The sequence below is a fragment of the Phenylobacterium sp. genome (assembly GCF_030697925.1).
Taxonomy (GTDB): Bacteria; Pseudomonadota; Alphaproteobacteria; order Caulobacterales; family Caulobacteraceae; genus Phenylobacterium.
In genome coordinates, this window is the sequence record NZ_JAUYOJ010000035.1 from 1 (window position 1) to 16,908 (window position 16,908).

Here is a 16,908-nt window from a genome sequence, read left to right on the forward strand (position 1 = left end):
CTGACCGGAACGCAAAAAGCGGCCCCGAAGGACCGCTTTGATCGCTGCAACTTCCTGGAGGAAATTGGAGCGGGCGAAGAGATTCGAACTCTCGACCCCAACCTTGGCAAGGTTGTGCTCTACCACTGAGCTACGCCCGCAATCCGCGAGAGGCCGGAAGACCGGCCGCCCGAAAATCGAGAGCGGGCTTATGGCAGAGGGTCCGACCCATTGCAACACCCCTCATGGGGTCAAATCCGCCTAGGTGAATCTGGGGGCCTTCAGGCGGCGCTTGTTCACGTGGTCCTTGGGGGCCTCGGCGACCTCTTCGGGGAACTCGCCCTTGAAGTAGAACCGCTGCCAGGCCTCCTTGGTGGCGTCCGGATCGGCGCGGAAGATGCGCTTGTTGAACTCGCTACGGTGCTTTTCCCAGGTGTCGTACTGCTCGCGCAGTTCGGGGTTGCGCGCCATCGGCTTGATCACCGGCTGGAACTCCGCGAGCTGGCGATCCTGGGTGAGCGTGATGAAGCAGAACGGCTCGCCCTTCTCGAAGCGCACCTTGCCCGGCCGGGTGAAGATCCAGTTCATGGTGAAGGGGAAGGGCAGCCAGTCGGTCTCCACCAGGCCGGCCAGGGGCTGGATGCCGTCCTTGATGTGGTTGGGCGGCCCCTGGGCGATCATCGACCAGCCCGGCGGGGTGCGGAACAGGTAGCCCGGGTGGAAGGTCAGCACCCCATGGCTGAAATGGGTCTTCACGAAGTTGTGGAAATCCGGATTGGGCCGGTCGGAGGTCAACGTTATGTCGCTCTGCATCAGCCCGCCGTTCCATTCGGCGGTGAAGGCCATGGGGCAGAGGATCTCCCATCCGGTGGTGTTGGCCATGCTGAGCGGCAGGCAGCGATAGGGATGGCGGTCGGAGAACCGGTCCATCCAGGCGCGCTGCGGGCGGCCCGGCACGATTTCCGGCGGGCGCTCGGCGGTGGGGTAGCACTCGAGCTCCATGGGCTCCTCCAGCAAACTGAAGATCAGGTCTAGAGCGGCTGTCGCGCCCGCGTCCAGTTCGCTAATCAGGAGATCATGAAAACCCGCGCCGACCTGCTCGCCTTCTTCGACGCCCAGGGGATCGACCACGCCACCGTCGAGCACCAGGCGGTGTTCCGGGTGGGCGAGGCGCCGGGCCTCAAGGACAATATCGAGGGCGCCCACACCAAGAACCTGTTCCTGAAGGACGCCAAGGCCCGGCTGTGGCTGATCTCGGCCCATGAGCACGCCCAGATCGACCTCAAGCGCCTGCACACCGTGATCGGCTCGGCCCGGCTGTCGTTCGGCAATGCGGAGCTGATGGAGGCGACCCTGGGCGTGACGCCGGGATCGGTCACCGCCTTCGCCCTGATCAATGATACGGCCCGCGCCGTCAGCTTCGTGCTGGATCGCGACCTGGCCGCGGCCGAACGGGTGAACTTCCATCCGTTGGAGAACACCGCCACCACCGGAGTGTCCAAGGCGGGCTTCCGCCGGTTCCTGGCGGCGCTGGGGATCACCCCCCTGGTGGTGGACTTCGCGGCCATGGCCGTGGTCGAGGATGCCTGAGCGACCCTGAGCGGCGTTGAAGAGCGCGCCGGAAGGGACCATTTTAGCCGCCAGGCGCGTTGTGGGCCTGGGTAGAGACAAGACGGGAAACACCGCCATGAGCCTGATCGGCGAAACCGCGCCCCATGCCGCCGCCGACCTGATCAAGGACGGAACCGACGCCAGCTTCGTGGCCGACGTCATCGAGGCCTCCAAGGACACCCCGGTCATCGTCGACTTCTGGGCCACCTGGTGCGGCCCCTGCCGCCAGCTCGGCCCCTCGATCGAGAAGGCCGTCCTCGCCGCCAAGGGCAAGGTCAAGCTGGTCAAGGTCGACATCGACAAGAACCCGCAGTTCGCCGGCCAGCTTAGGGTGCAGTCGATCCCGGCGGTGTTCGCCTTCGTCGGCGGCAAGCCGGTGGACGGCTTCATGGGCGCCCTGCCCGACAGCCAGGTGAAGCAGTTCGTCGACCGCATCGCCGGCCAGGCGCCGGCCAACGAGACCGACGAACTGCTGGCCATGGCCAAGGAGTCGATGGAGGTCGGCGACGTAGGCGGAGCGGCCCAGGCCTACGCCCAGGTGCTGCAGGCCGACCCGGCCAATGTGAAGGCCCTGGGCGGCCTCGCCCGTTGTTACCTCACGGGCGGCGATCCGGAACGGGCCAGGGATATCGCCGCCATGGCGCCGCCCGAGGCCAGGGACCCCGACCTCGACAGCGTCCGCGCCGCCCTCGCGCTCGCCCAGGAGGCGCCCGCCGAGACCACCGAGTTCGAACAGCGCCTGGCCAAGGACCCGACCGACCACGAGGCCCGCTATGAGATCGCCAAGGCCCTGGCCGGCCACGGGGCCTGGGCCCAGGCCAGCGACCACCTGCTGCACATCATCGCCGCCGACCGCACCTGGAACGAGGACGCGGCCCGCAAGCAGCTGATCACCATCTTCGAGGCCGCCGGGGCCGGCTCCGACATCACCCGGACGGGGCGGCGGCGGCTGTCCTCGATCCTGTTCTCGTGAGGCTGAAGATGCCGGCCGCGCCCTATCGTCGAGCCGCCGACCTGCCCCAGGTCATCCCGGTCTTCCCGCTGGACGGCGCCCTGCTGCTGCCCGGCGGCGACCTGCCGCTGCAGATCTTCGAGCCGCGCTATCTCAACATGATCGACGACGTCATGGCCGGCGACCGGATGATCGGCATGGTCCAGACCCGGGCCGGCGGCGAGCGGGCGCGGCCAAACCTGGCCAGCGTCGGTTGCGCGGGGCGGATCACCAGCTTCTCGGAGACCTCCGACGGCCGCTACCTGATCACGCTCACCGGGGTCTGCCGCTTCGCCGTGGGCGCCGAGGTGCCGGTCCGCACCCCCTATCGCCAGGTCCGCGCCGCCTTCGAGACCTTCGCCGAGGACATGGTGGACGAAGAGGCCGACATCCCGGCCTTCGACCGCCGCCGGTTCGCCGCCGCGCTCAAACGCTACCTGAACCGCCGCGAGCTGGACATCGACTGGGAGACCGCCGAGACCGCGCCGCTGGAGGCCCTGGTCACCAGCCTGGCCATGGGCCTGCCCTTCGAGCCCGCCGAGAAGCAGGCCCTGCTGGAGGCGCCCGGCATGCTGGAGCGCTGCGACGCGCTGACGGCCCTGCTGGAGATCGATTCCCTGGAGGGCGACGATGACGAGCCGCACTCGATGCAGTAGAGGTCGCCCATGACTTCTTCCGTGCCCCTCTCCCTGACCGTCGAGGTCGATCCGCGCCTGCTGGAGGTGCTGGTCTGCCCGGTGACCCACGGGCCGCTGACCTATGACCGCAAGGCCGGCGAACTGATCTCCAAGGGCGCCAAGCTCGCCTATCCGATCCGCGACGGCGTACCGATCATGCTGCCGGAAGAGGCGCGGGAGATCGGCTAGGGGCCACGGCGACCCCACCCCACGCTCGTCAGCCTGCGGCTGACCGGAGGATGACGAACGTTGGGACCCTACAACGCCTCGCCGCGCAGCAGCCTTGGCAAATCCCCCAGCGCGCCGCCGGCGTCGTGCATGAAGAAGCGGCGGGCCGGGGCGATGCGGTTGACCGCCGCCATGCCCGCGCCCCGCGCCAGCCGCAGCAGCGGATGGTCGTTGGAGAACAGCCGGGTGAAGACGTCGGTGGCGGCGGCCAGCATCACGGTGTCGAAACTTCGCCAGCGGGCATAACGTTCCAGCACCAGCTCCGAGCCGATGTCCTCGCCCAGGCGCGAGGCCTCCACCAACACCTCGGCCAGGGCCGCGGCGCCCTTCAGGCCCAGGTTCAGCCCCTGGCCGGCGATGGGGTGGATGCCGTGGGCCGCGTCGCCCAGCAGGGCGGCCCTTGGGCCCGTCAGCCGCTCGGCGAGCTGCAGCGACAGGGGATAGCTGAACACCGGCCCGTCCAGGGTCGCCTCGCCCAGCAGGTCGCCGAACCGGCGCTGCAGGTGGGCGTGGAACACCTCCGGCCGCGCGGACTTCAGCGCCGCTGCGCGCGCCGTGGGCTCTGTCCAGACCAGGCTCGCCCGATCGTCGGTCAGCGGCAGGATGGCGAAGGGACCGCCAGGCAGGAAATATTCGTGGGCCACGCCCTGGTGCGGCCTGGCCAGGCGCACGGTGGCCACCACCCCGGTCTGGGAATAGTCCCAGCCGACCACGCCGATCCCAGCCTCGCGCCGCACCACCGAGCCTCGGCCCTCGGCGCCCACCACCAGTGGGGCGGTCAGTTCCCGGCCGTCCTCCAGGGTGACCCGCGCGGCGCGGGGCTCAAGGGCGACGGAGGCGACCTTGGCCGGGGCCAGGACCTCGATCCCGGCCCGGCCCACCGCGGCGGCCAGGGCGGCGCGGGTGCGGCGGTTCTCCAGCATGTAGCCGAGAGGCTCGCCGTCCGAACGCTCGGCGATCTCGGCGGAATCGAACCGCAGGTAGAAGGGGCTGGGCCCGCCGGCCGCGGCGCCCGGCGAGGTCCCGTCGGTGACCAGGATCTGCTCGATCCGCTGGGCGTGGGGTTCGATGTCGGCGGCCAGGCCCAGCGTCCGCCACTGGCGGAAGGCGGCGAAGGCGATGGCCGAGGCGCGCCCGTCGAAGGTGGGCGCCAGCTGGGCGTCGAAGACGATGGGATCGATCAGGATCGGGGTCAGGCCGCCGCTCTCCAGCGCCAGGGCCAGGGTCGCGCCGGCCATGCCCGCGCCGGCGATGATCACGTCCGCATCGTAGCTCTCAACCATGGGCGGATATGCCGATGTTCAGGGGCCGGCGCCAAGCGGGTTGATTTTTGGACCAACCCGTCCACTTTAAGTATGGTGCATTACCGCGCCCGGGCCGCCGGCCCGCGAGCAATTTTGACCTTTGTCTGTTTGCCCCTTTTCGAGCTCACCCGATGGCCCTTCCGAAGAACCTCGTCCCCATCGCCGCGGCGTCCCTGGTGGTGGCCGTCATCATTGTTGGCGGCGGTCTGTGGTGGGTCGACAAGCAGAAGCACGAGAACACCGACAACGCCTTCGTCGAGGCCGACAAGGTCACGGTCGCGCCCCAGGTCGACGGCTATGTCGCTGAGGTGCTGGTGGGCGACAACGCCCGGGTCGCCGCGGGCCAGGTCCTGGTCCGGCTGGACGCCGCGCCGCTGAAGGCGCGCCTGGCCCAGGCCGAGGCCAACGCCGCGGCCCTGGACGCCGCCGTCCGCGGGGTGGACGACAAGGCGCGGCTGGAACAGGCCATGATCGCCCAGAAGGCCGCCGGCGTGCAAAGCGCCGATGCGCAGTCGCAGATGGCCCAGGCCGAACTCGCCCGCTACGGGACGCTCGCCAACCAGGGCTGGGTCTCGCCCCAGCGCGCCCAGTCCGCCCGCGCCGCCGCCAGCCAGGCCACGGCGGGCGTCGCCGAGGCCCGCGCCACCCTGGAGGCCGAACGCCGCTCCGCCGCCTCCCTGGGCTCGGCCCGCGCCCAGACCCAGGCCCAGGCCCAGGCGGCCCACGCCGCCGTCGATCAGGCCCGTCTCGACCTCGACCGCACCGAGATCCGCGCGCCGGTGGCGGGCGTGATCGGCGCCCGCGCCGTCCGCCCTGGCCAGTATGTGCGGCCAGGCTCGGCCCTGATGAGCGTGGTGCCGCTGGGCGAGGCCTATGTGGTGGCCAATTTCAAGGAGACCCAGGTCTCGCGCCTGCGCATCGGCCAGCCGGTGACCATCCGCGCCGACGCCTTCGGCAAGCAGGTCATTCCCGGGCGCATCGACAGCTTCGCTCCGGCCACGGGCTCGGAATTCGCCATGATCCCGGTGGAGAACGCCGTCGGCAACTTCACCAAGATCGCCCAGCGCCTGCCGGTGAAGATCGTTGTCGATCCCACATCGCCCCTGGCCGGCGCCCTGCGGCCGGGCCTTTCGGTCCAGGTCAAGGTCGACGTCACCGCCGACACGGGCCCCAGCTTCGCCGAGACCAGCGCCGCGCCGCAATACGCCCGCCACGGCGTCTCCCGCTAGGCCGTCCCGTGGCCCTCGAAGCCCTGCCCCACGGAGCCCACGACGCCGATCCGCTGGTGCGTCATCGCAAGCCGTCGGGCGAGGTCAACTGGATCGCGGTCTTCCTGGGCTTCGGCGGCATGGTGCTGGGCCAGTTCATGGCCGTGCTGGACATCCAGATCGTCGCGGCCTCGCTCTCGCAGATCCAGGCGGGGATCGGCGCCACCGCCGACGAGATCAGCTGGGTGCAGACCAGCTACCTGCTGGCCGAGGTGGTGATCATTCCGCTGACCGCCTACCTCTCGAAGATGTGGAGCACCCGGACAGTCTATGTCTGGGCCTGCGGCGCCTTCATCGTCACCTCCATCCTCACCGGCTTCTCGACCAATATCGAGATGATGATCCTGACGCGCACGCTGCAGGGCCTGGCGGCGGGCGCGATGATCCCGGCCGCCTTCGCCACGGCCATGACGGTCTTCCCCCAGGAGCGGCGGGTCACCGCCAATGTGGTGTTCGGCCTGGTGGTGACGCTCGCCCCCACGGTCGGGCCAACCCTCGGCGGCCACCTGACCGACGCCCTGTCCTGGCGCTGGCTGTTCTTCATCAACGCGCCCATCGGGCTGGTGGTGATGTTCCTGGTCTCGCGCTACGCCGACTTCGATCGGGGCGATCCCCGGTTCGGCAAGGGCGTCGACTGGCTCGGGCTGGTGCTGATGACGGTGGCGCTGCTCTCGATGCAGTACGTGCTGGAGGAGGGCGCCAGCGAGAGCTGGTTCGACGACGAGCTGATCCTGGGCCTGACCCTTCTCGCCGCGCTCACCGGCGCGAGCTTCATCCTGCGGCAGCTCAGCTACCACCAGCCCATCGTGTCGCTGAAGCCGTTCCAGGACCGCAACTTCGCCCTGGGCGCGGTGATGAACTTCGTGGCTGGGGCCGGGCTGTTCGGCGGCACCTTCATCCTGCCGCTCTTCCTGGGCCAGGTGCTGCGCTACAACGCCGCCGAGGTCGGGACCACCATGCTGGTCTCCGGCCTGGTCATGTTCGCCATGGCGCCGGTGGCCGGCCGCATGGTCCGCGCCCTGGACGCCCGCATTCCCCTGGTGGTGGGCTTCGGCGTGACCGCCTACGGGATCGGCCTGGGCTCCTACGTCACCGCCGACTGGGGGTTCTGGGACTTCGCGGTGCTGCAGGTGTTCCGGGGCATGGGGGTCATGACCGCGATGATCGCGGCCTCCCAGCTCTCGGTCTCCACCCTGCCGCCCTCGATGATGAAGGACGCCTCGGGCCTGGTGAACCTGTTGCGCAATGTCGGCGGGGCGGTGGGCATGGCCCTGCTGACCACGGTGCTCAGCCACCAGACCGCCGTCCACCTGGGCGACCTCTCGGCGGCTGTGACCAGCGCCAGCCCGGCCGCCCAGGGCATGGTGGAAGGCCTGACCGGCATGATGAGGGAGCGCGGCATGGCCGATCCGGAGGGCGCGGCGAACAAGGCGCTCGGCATGATGCTGCGGCGGGAGGCGAGCGTCATGGGCTTCGCCGACGGTTTCGCCTTCCTGGCCCTGGCCTGCGCCGCCGCCGCCGCGCTGGGCGTCCTGGCCAAGCCGGCCAAGGCCGCCGTCGTCCGCCCAGGAGGCCATTGATGCCGCGCCTCGCCGGACAGATCGACCCGGCCAAGACCGAGGCCATACTCGACGCCGCCGCCATGGTGTTCGGCGAGCGCGGGCTGTCGGCCTCCATGGACCAGGTCGCCCGCCGGGCCGGGGTCTCCAAGCAGACCGTCTACAACCGCTATGGCTCCAAGGCCGAGCTGATGCGCGCCATCGTCGCCCGCCGCGTGGCCGAGATCACCGCCCCCCTGCTGGTCCCCGGCGCGGAGGAGCATCCCGAGGAGGCGCTGGCCGCCTTCGGCCGGGTGATGATCGAGGCGGTGATGAAACCGCGCGGGACTTCCATGCTGCGCATGACGGTGCAAGGCGCCATCGACCTGCCCGACCTGGCGCGGGCCTTCTATGAGGCCGGCCCCGTCACCTCCCGCCGTCGCCTGGCCCGGTTCCTGGAGTTCGAGACCGCCGCCGGCCGAATGGCGGTGGACGATCCGGCCCTGGCGGCGGAGTTCTTCGCCGGCATGGTCATCGGCGTGCACCAGATCGCCCACCTGCTCGGTGTCGGCCGCGACCTGGAGGCCGGCGAGATAGACCGCATCGCCTGCGAGGCGGCGCGGCGGTTCATGAAGGCCTATGCCGACTAGCCTTCTTCATCCTCGGTGAAGCCCATCATGTGGAAGCCGGCGTCCACATGGATCAGCTCGCCAGTCGTCGAGCGGCCGAGGTCCGACAGCAGCCACAGCGCGGCCCCGGCCACCCCCTCCATGGAGGTGTCCTGCTTCATGGCCGAGAGGTCGCGGCCCTTGGACAGCATCCCCTTGCCGCCGGAGATCCCGGCCAGGGACAGGGTGCGCATGGCGCCGGGTGACAAGGCGTTGACACGAATGCCCTTGGGGCCGAGGTCGCGGGCCACATAGCGGCAAGCCGCCTCCAGGGCGGCCTTGGCCACTCCCATGGTGTTGTAGTTCGGGATGGCCCGCTCCGAGCCCATATAGGTCAGGCAGATGATCGAGCCGCCGTTGGGCATCAGCTTCTCGGCGCGCCGGGCGCAGTCGACGAAGCTGTAGGCCGAGATGTCCATGGCCTGCAGGAAGCCCTCGCGGCTGGCGTTGTCCACGAAGCTGCCCTTGATCTGGTCGCGCGGGGCGTAGGCGATGGCGTGGACGAAGAAGTCGATGGTCCCGAAGGCCTGCTCGGCGGCGGCGAAGGCCGCGTCCATCTGGTCGTCTTGCGTCACGTCCACCGGCACGATGGTCTTGACGCCGATGCTCTCGCCTAGCGGCTGCACCCGGCGCTCCATGCCAGGCAGGTGGAAGAGGGCCATCTCGGCGCCCTGGGCGGCGAGTTGCGAGGCGATCCCCCAGGCGATCGAGTCGTGATTGGCCACGCCGATCACGACGCCCTTCTTGCCCTTCATCAGCTCGCCCGTGGGCAAGTCCCAGCCATCCTTGGCCATGCGCGTCTCCCTCGCGTTTTTCGTGCGGGTTTGTGGACGGGGCGGCGAAGCTGCGCAACCCGCGTTCGCGTGAGCGGCCCTAGACCTTCGCCATCACCAGGCAGCCGTTTGTGCCGCCGAAGCCGAAGCTGTTGGACATCACCGTCTGCAACTCGACGTCCTTGCGTTCCAGCAGGATGGGCAGGTCGGCGAACTCCGGATCAAGGTTTTCGATGTGGGCGCTCTTGGCGGCGAAGCCGTTGTTGAGCATCAGCAGCGAGTAGATCGCCTCCTGCGCCCCGGCCGCCCCCAGGCTGTGGCCGGTCAGCGACTTGGTCGACGAGATCAGCGGCGGCTTGGCGCCGAACACCTCGCGCACAGCGCCCATCTCCTTGGAATCCCCTACCGGTGTCGAGGTGCCGTGAGGGTTGAGATAGTCGACGCTGCGATTGCCAGCGCCTTCCAGGGCCAGGCGCATGCAGCGCACCGCGCCCTCGCCGGACGGGGCGACCATGTCGAATCCGTCGGAATTGGCGGCGTAGCCGACGATCTCGCCGTAGATCTTGGCCCCGCGGGCCTTGGCGCGCTCGTAATCTTCCAGCACCACGATCCCGGCCCCGCCGGCGATCACGAAGCCGTCGCGCGCCACGTCATAGGCGCGGCTGGCGGTGGAGGGCTTGTCGTTGAAGTTGGAGCTCATGGCGCCCATGGCGTCGAACAGCACCGACAGGGTCCAGTCCAGCTCCTCGGTCCCGCCGGCGAAGACGATGTCCTGCTTGCCCATCAGGATCTGCTCGTAGCCGGTGCCAATGCAGTGGGTGGAGGTGGCGCAGGCCGAGGAGATCGAGAAGTTCAGGCCCTTGATCTTGAACCAGGTGGCGAGCGTCGCCGAGGCGCCCGAGCACATCGCCTTGGGCACCGCGAAGGGTCCAACCCGCTTGGGGCCGCGCTCCTTGGCGGTGTGCGCCGCCTCGACGATCGCCCTGGTGGACGGTCCGCCCGCGCCGACGATCAGGCCGGTCTTCTCGTGGGAGACCTCGCCCTCCGTGAGACCGGAATCAGCGATGGCCTGTTCCATCGCGATGTGGCCGAAGGCCGTGCCCTGGGCCAGGAACCGGGCGGCGCGGCGGTCGACCATGCTCTCCCACTCGATGGCGGGGGCGGCGTGGACCTGCGAGCGGAAGCCCAGCTCGGCATATTCGGGCGCGGCGCTCACGCCCGACTTGGCTTCGCGCAGCGAGGCCAGGACCTCGTTGGCGTTGTTTCCGATCGACGAGACGATGCCGATCCCGGTGACGACGACGCGGCGCATGCTACGTTCCTTACCGCTGATAGAGGCCGACGCGCAGATCCTGAGCCCAGTAGATGGGTTCGCCGTCAGCTTCCAACACCCCGTCGCCGATGCCCATGACCAGGCGACGGTTGATGACCCGCTTCATCTCGACCTTGTAGGTGACCTTCTTGATCGAGGGCGTCACCTCGCCGCCGAACTTCACCTCGCCGCAACCCAGCGCCCGGCCGCGGCCCTTGCCGCCGATCCAGCCGAGGTAGAAGCCGACCAGCTGCCACAGGGCGTCGAGGCCCAGGCTGCCCGGCATGACCGGGTCGTTGATGAAGTGGCAGTCGAAGAACCAGAGGGCGGGATTGATGTCGAACTCGGCCTCGATCCGGCCCTTGCCGTGCGCCCCGCCCTCGTCGGTGATCTCGATGATGCGGTCGAACAGCAGCATCGGCGGGGCCGGCAGCTGGGCGTTGCCCGGGCCGAACATCTCGCCGCGGGCGCAGGCCATCAGCTCCTCGAAACTGTAGTGGTCCTTGGCCTTCACACCCTGGCTCATGGTCGGCTTTCTTGGCGGCGGCCCGGTGGGCCGGTGAAATGTGACGGTCAGGCCCTAGCAGAGCCGACGCCGTTGCTCAACGCCAGGGAGGTCAACGGCGCGCAGGCGCCTTGCATTGCAGGGCGTCGGACACGCCCCAGAGCCCGCGGGCCGGCGTCCAGCCCGCGGCGCCGTCCAGCTTGACCTTGCACCAGCCCTTTTCGCACCGGTTCAACGCGGCCATCGATCTCGGGTTCAGATAGGCGACGATCTCGGCCTCGGCCTTGGGCTTCTTGCGGATCGCCACCGGCGACCCTTGCGCCACCAGCACATTGCGCCGCCCGTCGGTCAGGCGCTTGTGCACCCAGGCCATGCCGCCGGACGGATCGCAGATCCGCCGCCACTCGCTGTTTTCCGCCACCACCTGCACGGGCAGGCCCTTCACCCGGTAGACCCAGAGCAGGCGGTGATCCTCGCCGGGACCGGCCCGGGCATAGACCTGGTCGAACTTCAGGGTGATATAGCGGGGCACGGGATAGCCGGACGGGGTCGCCCGCTCCGCCGCCCGCGCCGGCAGGCAGGAAAGGGCCAGCACCAGCGCCGCCGCCAGGACAGGCGCCGCCCAATTGTTACGCTCGATCAGTTGAGGCTCGCCTTGGCCGTCCATGGGGGCTTTGCTAGAGGTTCCTGCTAACAACTCAAAGCGCGCCGCGCGCAGTTAAAGATTCCTTTCAGACGCCCATGGCCGCCCGCAAGCCGAAAGTCATCGTCACCCGCCGACTCCCCGATGTGGTGGAGACCCGGATGCGCGAGTTGTTCGACACCGAGCTCAACCTCGACGACGCGCCCATGAGCCGCGCGGCCCTGGTCGACGCGGTGAAGCGCGCCGACGCCCTGGTGCCCACCATCACCGACCGGATCGACGCCGACCTGATCGCCGAGGCCGGCGACAAGCTCAAGCTGATCGCCAATTTCGGCATGGGGGTCGATCACATCGACGTGGCCGCCGCCAACGCCCGCGGCATAGCGGTGACCAATACGCCGGGCGTGCTGACCGAAGACACCGCCGACCTCACCATGGCCCTGATCATGGCGGTCTCGCGTCGGATCGTGGAGGGGGCCAATGTGGTCCAGGCCGGCCATTTCACGGGATGGACCCCCACCTGGATGATGGGCCGCCGGGTCAACGGCAAGCGACTGGGGATCATCGGCATGGGCCGGATCGGCCAGGCGGTGGCCCGCCGGGCGCGGGCCTTCGGGATGCAGATCCACTACCATAACCGCAAGCCGGTCAGTCACCTGATCGCCGAGGAGCTGGAGGCCACCTACTGGGAGAGCCTCGACCAGATGCTGGCCCGGATGGACATCATTTCGGTCAACTGCCCCCATACCCCGGCCACCTACCACCTGCTTTCGGCCCGGCGGCTGAAGCTGCTGCAGCCCCACGCCATCGTGGTCAACACCGCCCGCGGTGAGATCATCGACGAGGGGGCGCTGACCGATCTGCTGACCCAGGGCGCCATCGGCGGCGCCGGCCTGGACGTGTTCGAGTTCGAACCGGCGATCAATCCCAAGCTGCTCAAGCTGCCCAACGCCGTCCTGCTGCCCCACCTGGGCTCGGCCACGGTCGAGGCCCGCACCGACATGGGCGAGAAGGTGATCATCAACCTCAAGACCTGGATGGACGGCCACCGGCCGCCGGACCGGGTGCTGGTCTCGATGCTGTAGGCGCGCGCGCCGTCGAACAAGCTTGACCAGGGACTCGACGCTCCGGGATACTACTCGGAGTTGTTGGGGGACAAATCATGTTCACGAGACGCGCGGCCATCGCCGCGGGCGCCAGCTTGGCGCTGGCCGGATCGGCGCGCGCGGCCGAGGGGATCAGGCCGCCGACCATCGACGAATTCCTTCGCAAGCCTGCTGTGCGGGGCGCGGCAATCTCGCCGGACGGCAAGCGGTTGGCCGTGGTAGGGGAGACCTGGTCCGGCGAGAAGCGTAGCGCCTACATCGATCTGATCCGGACCGACGACCCGCAACTGGTCCGAACCAAGATTGCGGTGGGGGACCACGACATTGAGGCGATGTCCTGGGCCAACGATGAGCGGCTGTTGCTGCGCACCGTCCGGAAGATGACCGACTACGAGCGCAAGCAGACCAATTGGGTCGGCGACGTCGACGGCGCCAGGGTCCGCCGCCTCCTTAGCATCACCGCCGAGGGCCGGGAACCGGCGCTGATGTTCGCGAATGAACTCTCGCTGCAGCGGACCAATTTCAATCTGGCCTACGTCGTGCACGACTTACCGGACGATCCCGGCCACATTCTGATGCGCGCTCAGGAAGCCAGCCGGTTCAACCTCTATCGCCTCAACGTCAACACGGGCGCGGCGGAACTAGTTGAGCGGGGTGGCCCGAACACCAACAACTGGGAGATCCAGAACGGACGGGCCGTGTTGCGCTGGGAATTCTTCAGCCAGAACGGGTATGGCTCGATCCTCAGCCGGCCGGAAGGCGCGACGGAATGGACCAGCGTTCGCAAGGTCCACCGGTACGAACTGGTGCGGCCGGACTTCGACCTCCTGGGCGACGGCGGTGAGGCCGGCGTCTTCCTTGTTGCAGTCCGCGAGGACGACGACGCCACCGTGGCGATCCGCAAGTGGGACGTCCGCACCGGCGCAGTCGGCGAGATCGTGGCGCAGCGTCCGAATCTCGACGTGGAGGACGCCCTGTTCGATCAGGACGGCAAGCTGGTGGCCGCCAAGTTCATCGACGACCGGGCGTCCTACGACTTCTTCGACAAGAAGCTGGCGCCGCACGTCAGGGGAATCGAGAGCTTCTTCGGGCGCGAGTGCAACGTCACGATCTCCGACATCAGCCGGGACCACAATCGCCTCCTGCTGGAGGTCGACGGACCACGCCTGCCTAAGGCGCACTACTTCTATGACATCGGGGCCCGCCGCCTGGAGAACCTTGGCGTCGCCAGGCCGTGGCTGAATGAAGAGCGGCTCGCCAAGGTCGACCTGCTCGACGTGCGAGTCCGGGACGGCGGGACGATCCGGGCCTATCTGACCCAGCCCCTGGCGGCGGGCCCGAGACCCTTGATCGTGATGCCGCACGGCGGACCGGAGATGCGCGATTCCTACGGCTTCGACCTCTACGCCCAGGTGTTCGCCGCGCAAGGCTGGCTGGTGCTCCAGCCAAACTTCCGTGGTTCCAGCGGTTATGGCCGGGCGTTCACCGACGCTGGCCGGCGTCGGTGGGGAGACTTGATGCAGGAGGACATCGAGGACTCCGTCGCTCAGGTTCTCGCCACTGGTCGCGCCGATCCCAAACGCGTGGCCTTATGGGGCGCCAGCTACGGGGGGTACGCCGCCCTAATGCAGACCGTCCGCAATCCCGATCGCTATCGTTGCGCGGTCTCCATCGCGGGACCGTCCGACCTGATCCGGTTCATGGACGACAGGCGCCCCGCCGGAGCGGCCGACGACCCCTACTACAGCTACTGGGTCGATCTCGTCGGCGACCCGAAGGCCGACGCGGCCAATCTTCAGCGGTTCTCGCCGGCCCGTCGCGCCGCGGAGATCGAGGCCCCCATCTTGCTGATCCACGGGCTCAGCGACGGCAACGTCTTGCCAAACCAATCGCGCATCATGGCCGATGCACTAAGGGCAGCTCGCAAGCCTGTTGAGCACGTCGAGGTGCGCGGCGCTGGCCACTCGAGCTGGGACGATGACGACGAGCGGCTACTTCTCGCAAAGTCGGTGGCCTTCATCAGCACAGCTATTGCCTAGCCGCCGCCGCAGACCTCGCACTCCGGATCGGCGCCGATCCTGACCGTCCGCGTCTCGGCTGCCAGGGCGTCGTAGATCAGCAGCCGGCCGGCCAGGGGGTCTCCCGCGCTGGTGATGAGCTTGATCGCCTCAAGCGCCATCATCGAGCCGACCACCCCGGCCAGGGCCCCGACCACGCCAACCGCCGAACAGGTCTCGGCCTCGGGCGGGATCTCCGGGACCAGGCAGCGGTAGCAGGGCCGGCCGCGGAACACGCCCACCTGGCCGGTCCAACGGCCTATGGCCCCCGACACCAGGGTGCGTTCGTGCTGCACACAGGCGGCGTTGACCGCGAAGCGGGTGGCGAAATCGTCGGTGCCGTCCAGCACCAGGTCGACTCCCGCCACCAGGGGTCCAGCGTTGCAGCGTTCCAGGTGCAGCGGCGCGCAGTCCACATGGACGTGGGGATTGAGGCCCCGCAGGCGTTCGGCGGCGGCCTCGACCTTCAGCCGGCCCACATCGGCGTCGGCATAGATCACCTGGCGCTGCAGGTTGGAGCTATCCACCACGTCGGGATCGGCCAGCACGATGCGGCCCACCCCGGCGGCGGCCAGATAGAGGGCCGCGGGCGCGCCCAGACCCCCCGCGCCGACGATCAGCACGCTGGCGGCCTTCAGTCGCTGCTGGCCCGGACCGCCCACCTCGCGCAGCACCAGATGGCGGGCATAGCGTTCGACCTCGTCGTCGGTGAAACTCATCGCGCTTGACCTTACCCGCCGCCCTGACCACATCGCAGGACATGACGAACAGCAATTTTCCGGACTGGCACGGCACGACCATCCTGGCGGTGCGCAAGGATGGCAAGACCGTGATCGCCGGCGACGGCCAGGTCTCGATGGGCCAAACCATCGTCAAGGGCAACGCCCGAAAGGTCCGCACCCTGGCGGGCGGCAAGGTGTTGGCGGGCTTCGCCGGGGCCACGGCCGACGCCTTCACCCTGATCGAGCGCCTGGAAGCCAAGCTCGAGCAGTATCCCGACCAGCTGGCGCGGGCCTGCGTCGACCTGGCCAAGGATTGGCGGACCGACCGCTATCTGCGCCGGCTGGAGGCCATGCTGCTGGTCGCCGACAAGGACGCCATCTTCACCGTCACCGGGGTCGGCGACGTGCTGGAGCCCGAGACCGGCATGGCGGCCATCGGCTCGGGCGGCAACTACGCCCTGGCCGCGGCCCTGGCGCTTTCTGACAGCACGTTGTCAGCCGAGGAGGTGGCCCGCAAGGCCATGGGGATCGCCGCCAAGATCTGCGTCTACACCAACGGCGAATTGACCGTCGAAACGCTCTGAACGCGCGTCGGGGCGGCGGTTTTCGCGTTTTCGCCGCGTTGCCGACGGCGCATGGTCACGCCTGAACCTCTCCGGAGAGACCGCGTGCGCCTGATCCTCGCCCTCGCCCTGTTCGCCACCCCGGCCGCGGCCCAGGTCGATCCCGCCCCGGTGGTGGCCGCCGAGCGGGCCTTCGCCGCCGACGGCCTGGCGCTCGGGATGCGCGATTCCTTCCTCAAGCACGCGGCGCCCGAGGCCATCGTCTTCCAGCCGGACCTGGCCAGGGTCCACGACACCTTCCCCAAGCAGCCGGCCGACAAGGGCGGTCCGCCGCTCGTCTGGTGGCCGCTCTGGGCGGGGATCGCCGTCTCCGGCGACCTCGGCTTCACCACCGGCCCCTATGCGGTGGGCGGCAAGCCGGGCGGCTACTACTTCACCGTCTGGCGCAAGCAACCCGACGGCGGCTGGAAGTGGATTTATGACGGCGGGCCGGGCAGCGACCCGACGGGCGCCGCCCCGGCGGGAAGTCCCGTGGCCTATCTGCCGCTCGCCACTGCCAAGGCCGGCTCGGCCGACAAGGCCAAGGCGCAGGTCGCGGCGCTGGAGGCCCGGCTCAACACGGCGGCGGCGGTTGACCTCGCCCAGGCCTTCGCTTCGGTGACGGCGCCGGACGGCCGGATCGCCGGCTCGCGCACCGCGCCGGAGAACAGCCCCGCCGGCCAGGCCCGAGAACTGGCGACACGGCCGAAGACCATGGCCCTCCGCGCGATCGGATCGGAGGCCTCCAAGGCCGGCGACCTGGTCTGGACCCACGGCGAGGCGGCCTGGGTCCGCGACGGCCAGCCGCGCGAAGGCCGCTACATCCGGGTCTGGCAGGACCGGAAGGCGGGTTGGAAGCTGGTCTACGACGCCATCCTGCCCAGCCCGCCCAAGCCGCCCGCCTGACCGGCGGCAGGTGACATG

At 69.1% G+C, this 16,908-nt stretch carries 18 protein-coding genes and 1 tRNA gene; 11 read left to right on the forward strand and 8 right to left on the reverse strand.

Going from position 1 to position 16,908, the window contains the following annotated elements; all coding sequences use genetic code 11:
- Positions 1–65: 65 nt before the first annotated feature.
- Both Q8Q88_RS03970 and Q8Q88_RS03975 read right to left on the reverse strand, forming a co-directional pair.
- A tRNA-Gly gene (locus Q8Q88_RS03970) sits at positions 66–140 on the reverse strand.
- 100 nt (positions 141–240) lie between these two features.
- Entirely contained in the window at positions 241–981 is a 741-nt protein-coding gene (locus Q8Q88_RS03975; protein WP_305673905.1) for a DUF6065 family protein, read from the reverse strand.
- A 75-nt stretch (positions 982–1,056) separates the two neighbouring features.
- Between Q8Q88_RS03975 and Q8Q88_RS03980 the strand changes: the two genes are divergently transcribed.
- The 4 genes from Q8Q88_RS03980 to Q8Q88_RS03995 all read left to right on the forward strand — a co-directional run bounded on the left by Q8Q88_RS03980 (position 1,057) and on the right by Q8Q88_RS03995 (position 3,447).
- The gene (locus Q8Q88_RS03980) at positions 1,057–1,569 is read left to right on the forward strand and encodes a prolyl-tRNA synthetase associated domain-containing protein (RefSeq protein ID WP_305673906.1); all 513 of its coding nucleotides are present in this window, start codon (positions 1,057–1,059) and stop codon (positions 1,567–1,569) included.
- A gap of 97 nt (positions 1,570–1,666) precedes the next feature.
- The gene (locus Q8Q88_RS03985; RefSeq protein WP_305673907.1) at positions 1,667–2,563 is read left to right on the forward strand and encodes a co-chaperone YbbN; all 897 of its coding nucleotides are present in this window, start codon (positions 1,667–1,669) and stop codon (positions 2,561–2,563) included.
- Positions 2,564–2,571: 8 nt separating this feature from the next.
- Positions 2,572–3,237, forward strand: a complete 666-nt coding sequence (locus Q8Q88_RS03990; protein ID WP_305673908.1) for an LON peptidase substrate-binding domain-containing protein — start codon at positions 2,572–2,574, stop codon at positions 3,235–3,237.
- Between the two features lie 9 nt (positions 3,238–3,246).
- Complete coding sequence (locus Q8Q88_RS03995) at positions 3,247–3,447, forward strand: Trm112 family protein (protein ID WP_254835224.1); 201 nt, start codon at positions 3,247–3,249, stop codon at positions 3,445–3,447.
- A 68-nt stretch (positions 3,448–3,515) separates the two neighbouring features.
- Here the strand turns inward: Q8Q88_RS03995 and Q8Q88_RS04000 are convergent, their stop codons facing one another.
- On the reverse strand, positions 3,516–4,769 hold the full coding sequence (locus tag Q8Q88_RS04000) for a UbiH/UbiF/VisC/COQ6 family ubiquinone biosynthesis hydroxylase (protein ID WP_305673909.1): 1,254 nt from the start codon (positions 4,767–4,769) through the stop codon (positions 3,516–3,518).
- A gap of 152 nt (positions 4,770–4,921) precedes the next feature.
- Here Q8Q88_RS04000 and Q8Q88_RS04005 point away from each other — a divergent pair, with 152 nt between their 5' ends.
- The 3 genes from Q8Q88_RS04005 to Q8Q88_RS04015 are packed head-to-tail and all read left to right on the forward strand — an operon-like array spanning position 4,922 to position 8,246.
- The gene (locus tag Q8Q88_RS04005; protein WP_305673910.1) at positions 4,922–6,019 is read left to right on the forward strand and encodes an HlyD family secretion protein; all 1,098 of its coding nucleotides are present in this window, start codon (positions 4,922–4,924) and stop codon (positions 6,017–6,019) included.
- An 8-nt stretch (positions 6,020–6,027) separates the two neighbouring features.
- Entirely contained in the window at positions 6,028–7,638 is a 1,611-nt protein-coding gene (locus tag Q8Q88_RS04010) for a DHA2 family efflux MFS transporter permease subunit (protein WP_371129808.1), read from the forward strand.
- Positions 7,638–8,246, forward strand: a complete 609-nt coding sequence (locus tag Q8Q88_RS04015) for a TetR/AcrR family transcriptional regulator (protein WP_305673911.1) — start codon at positions 7,638–7,640, stop codon at positions 8,244–8,246. Before Q8Q88_RS04010 ends, Q8Q88_RS04015 begins: the two co-directional genes overlap by 1 nt.
- Here the strand turns inward: Q8Q88_RS04015 and Q8Q88_RS04020 are convergent.
- The 4 genes from Q8Q88_RS04020 to Q8Q88_RS04035 form a co-directional block, all read right to left on the reverse strand.
- Positions 8,243–9,058 (reverse strand): enoyl-ACP reductase, encoded by an 816-nt coding sequence (locus tag Q8Q88_RS04020; RefSeq protein WP_305673912.1) that lies wholly within the window; start codon positions 9,056–9,058, stop codon positions 8,243–8,245. The genes Q8Q88_RS04015 and Q8Q88_RS04020 overlap by 4 nt on opposite strands.
- A 79-nt stretch (positions 9,059–9,137) precedes the next feature.
- Positions 9,138–10,349 carry a beta-ketoacyl-ACP synthase I gene (gene fabB / locus Q8Q88_RS04025; RefSeq protein WP_305673913.1) on the reverse strand — a complete coding sequence of 404 codons (1,212 nt, stop codon included), beginning with the start codon at positions 10,347–10,349 and terminating at the stop codon, positions 9,138–9,140.
- Between the two features lie 10 nt (positions 10,350–10,359).
- Entirely contained in the window at positions 10,360–10,875 is a 516-nt protein-coding gene (fabA, locus tag Q8Q88_RS04030) for a 3-hydroxyacyl-[acyl-carrier-protein] dehydratase FabA (protein ID WP_254835216.1), read from the reverse strand.
- A gap of 91 nt (positions 10,876–10,966) precedes the next feature.
- Positions 10,967–11,521: an SH3 domain-containing protein gene (locus tag Q8Q88_RS04035; RefSeq protein WP_305673914.1), complete on the reverse strand. Its 555-nt coding sequence runs from the start codon at positions 11,519–11,521 to the stop codon at positions 10,967–10,969.
- 74 nt (positions 11,522–11,595) lie between these two features.
- Between Q8Q88_RS04035 and Q8Q88_RS04040 the strand changes: the two genes are divergently transcribed.
- Together Q8Q88_RS04040 and Q8Q88_RS04045 are read left to right on the forward strand one after the other, a co-directional pair.
- Positions 11,596–12,582 carry a D-glycerate dehydrogenase gene (locus Q8Q88_RS04040; protein ID WP_305673915.1) on the forward strand — a complete coding sequence of 329 codons (987 nt, stop codon included), beginning with the start codon at positions 11,596–11,598 and terminating at the stop codon, positions 12,580–12,582.
- 77 nt (positions 12,583–12,659) lie between these two features.
- Positions 12,660–14,642 carry a S9 family peptidase gene (locus tag Q8Q88_RS04045; protein WP_305673916.1) on the forward strand — a complete coding sequence of 661 codons (1,983 nt, stop codon included), beginning with the start codon at positions 12,660–12,662 and terminating at the stop codon, positions 14,640–14,642.
- Here Q8Q88_RS04045 and Q8Q88_RS04050 read toward each other — a convergent pair.
- Entirely contained in the window at positions 14,639–15,379 is a 741-nt protein-coding gene (locus Q8Q88_RS04050; RefSeq protein WP_305673917.1) for a molybdopterin-synthase adenylyltransferase MoeB, read from the reverse strand. The two genes, Q8Q88_RS04045 and Q8Q88_RS04050, sit on opposite strands and share 4 nt — an antisense overlap.
- Positions 15,380–15,420: 41 nt before the next feature.
- On the opposite strand from Q8Q88_RS04050, the gene hslV reads away from it, so the two are divergent.
- Positions 15,421–15,966: an ATP-dependent protease subunit HslV gene (gene hslV / locus Q8Q88_RS04055; protein WP_305673934.1), complete on the forward strand. Its 546-nt coding sequence runs from the start codon at positions 15,421–15,423 to the stop codon at positions 15,964–15,966.
- Positions 15,967–16,050: 84 nt separating this feature from the next.
- Positions 16,051–16,890, forward strand: a complete 840-nt coding sequence (locus Q8Q88_RS04060) for a DUF4440 domain-containing protein (RefSeq protein ID WP_305673918.1) — start codon at positions 16,051–16,053, stop codon at positions 16,888–16,890.
- The last annotated feature ends 18 nt before the right edge of the window (positions 16,891–16,908 follow it).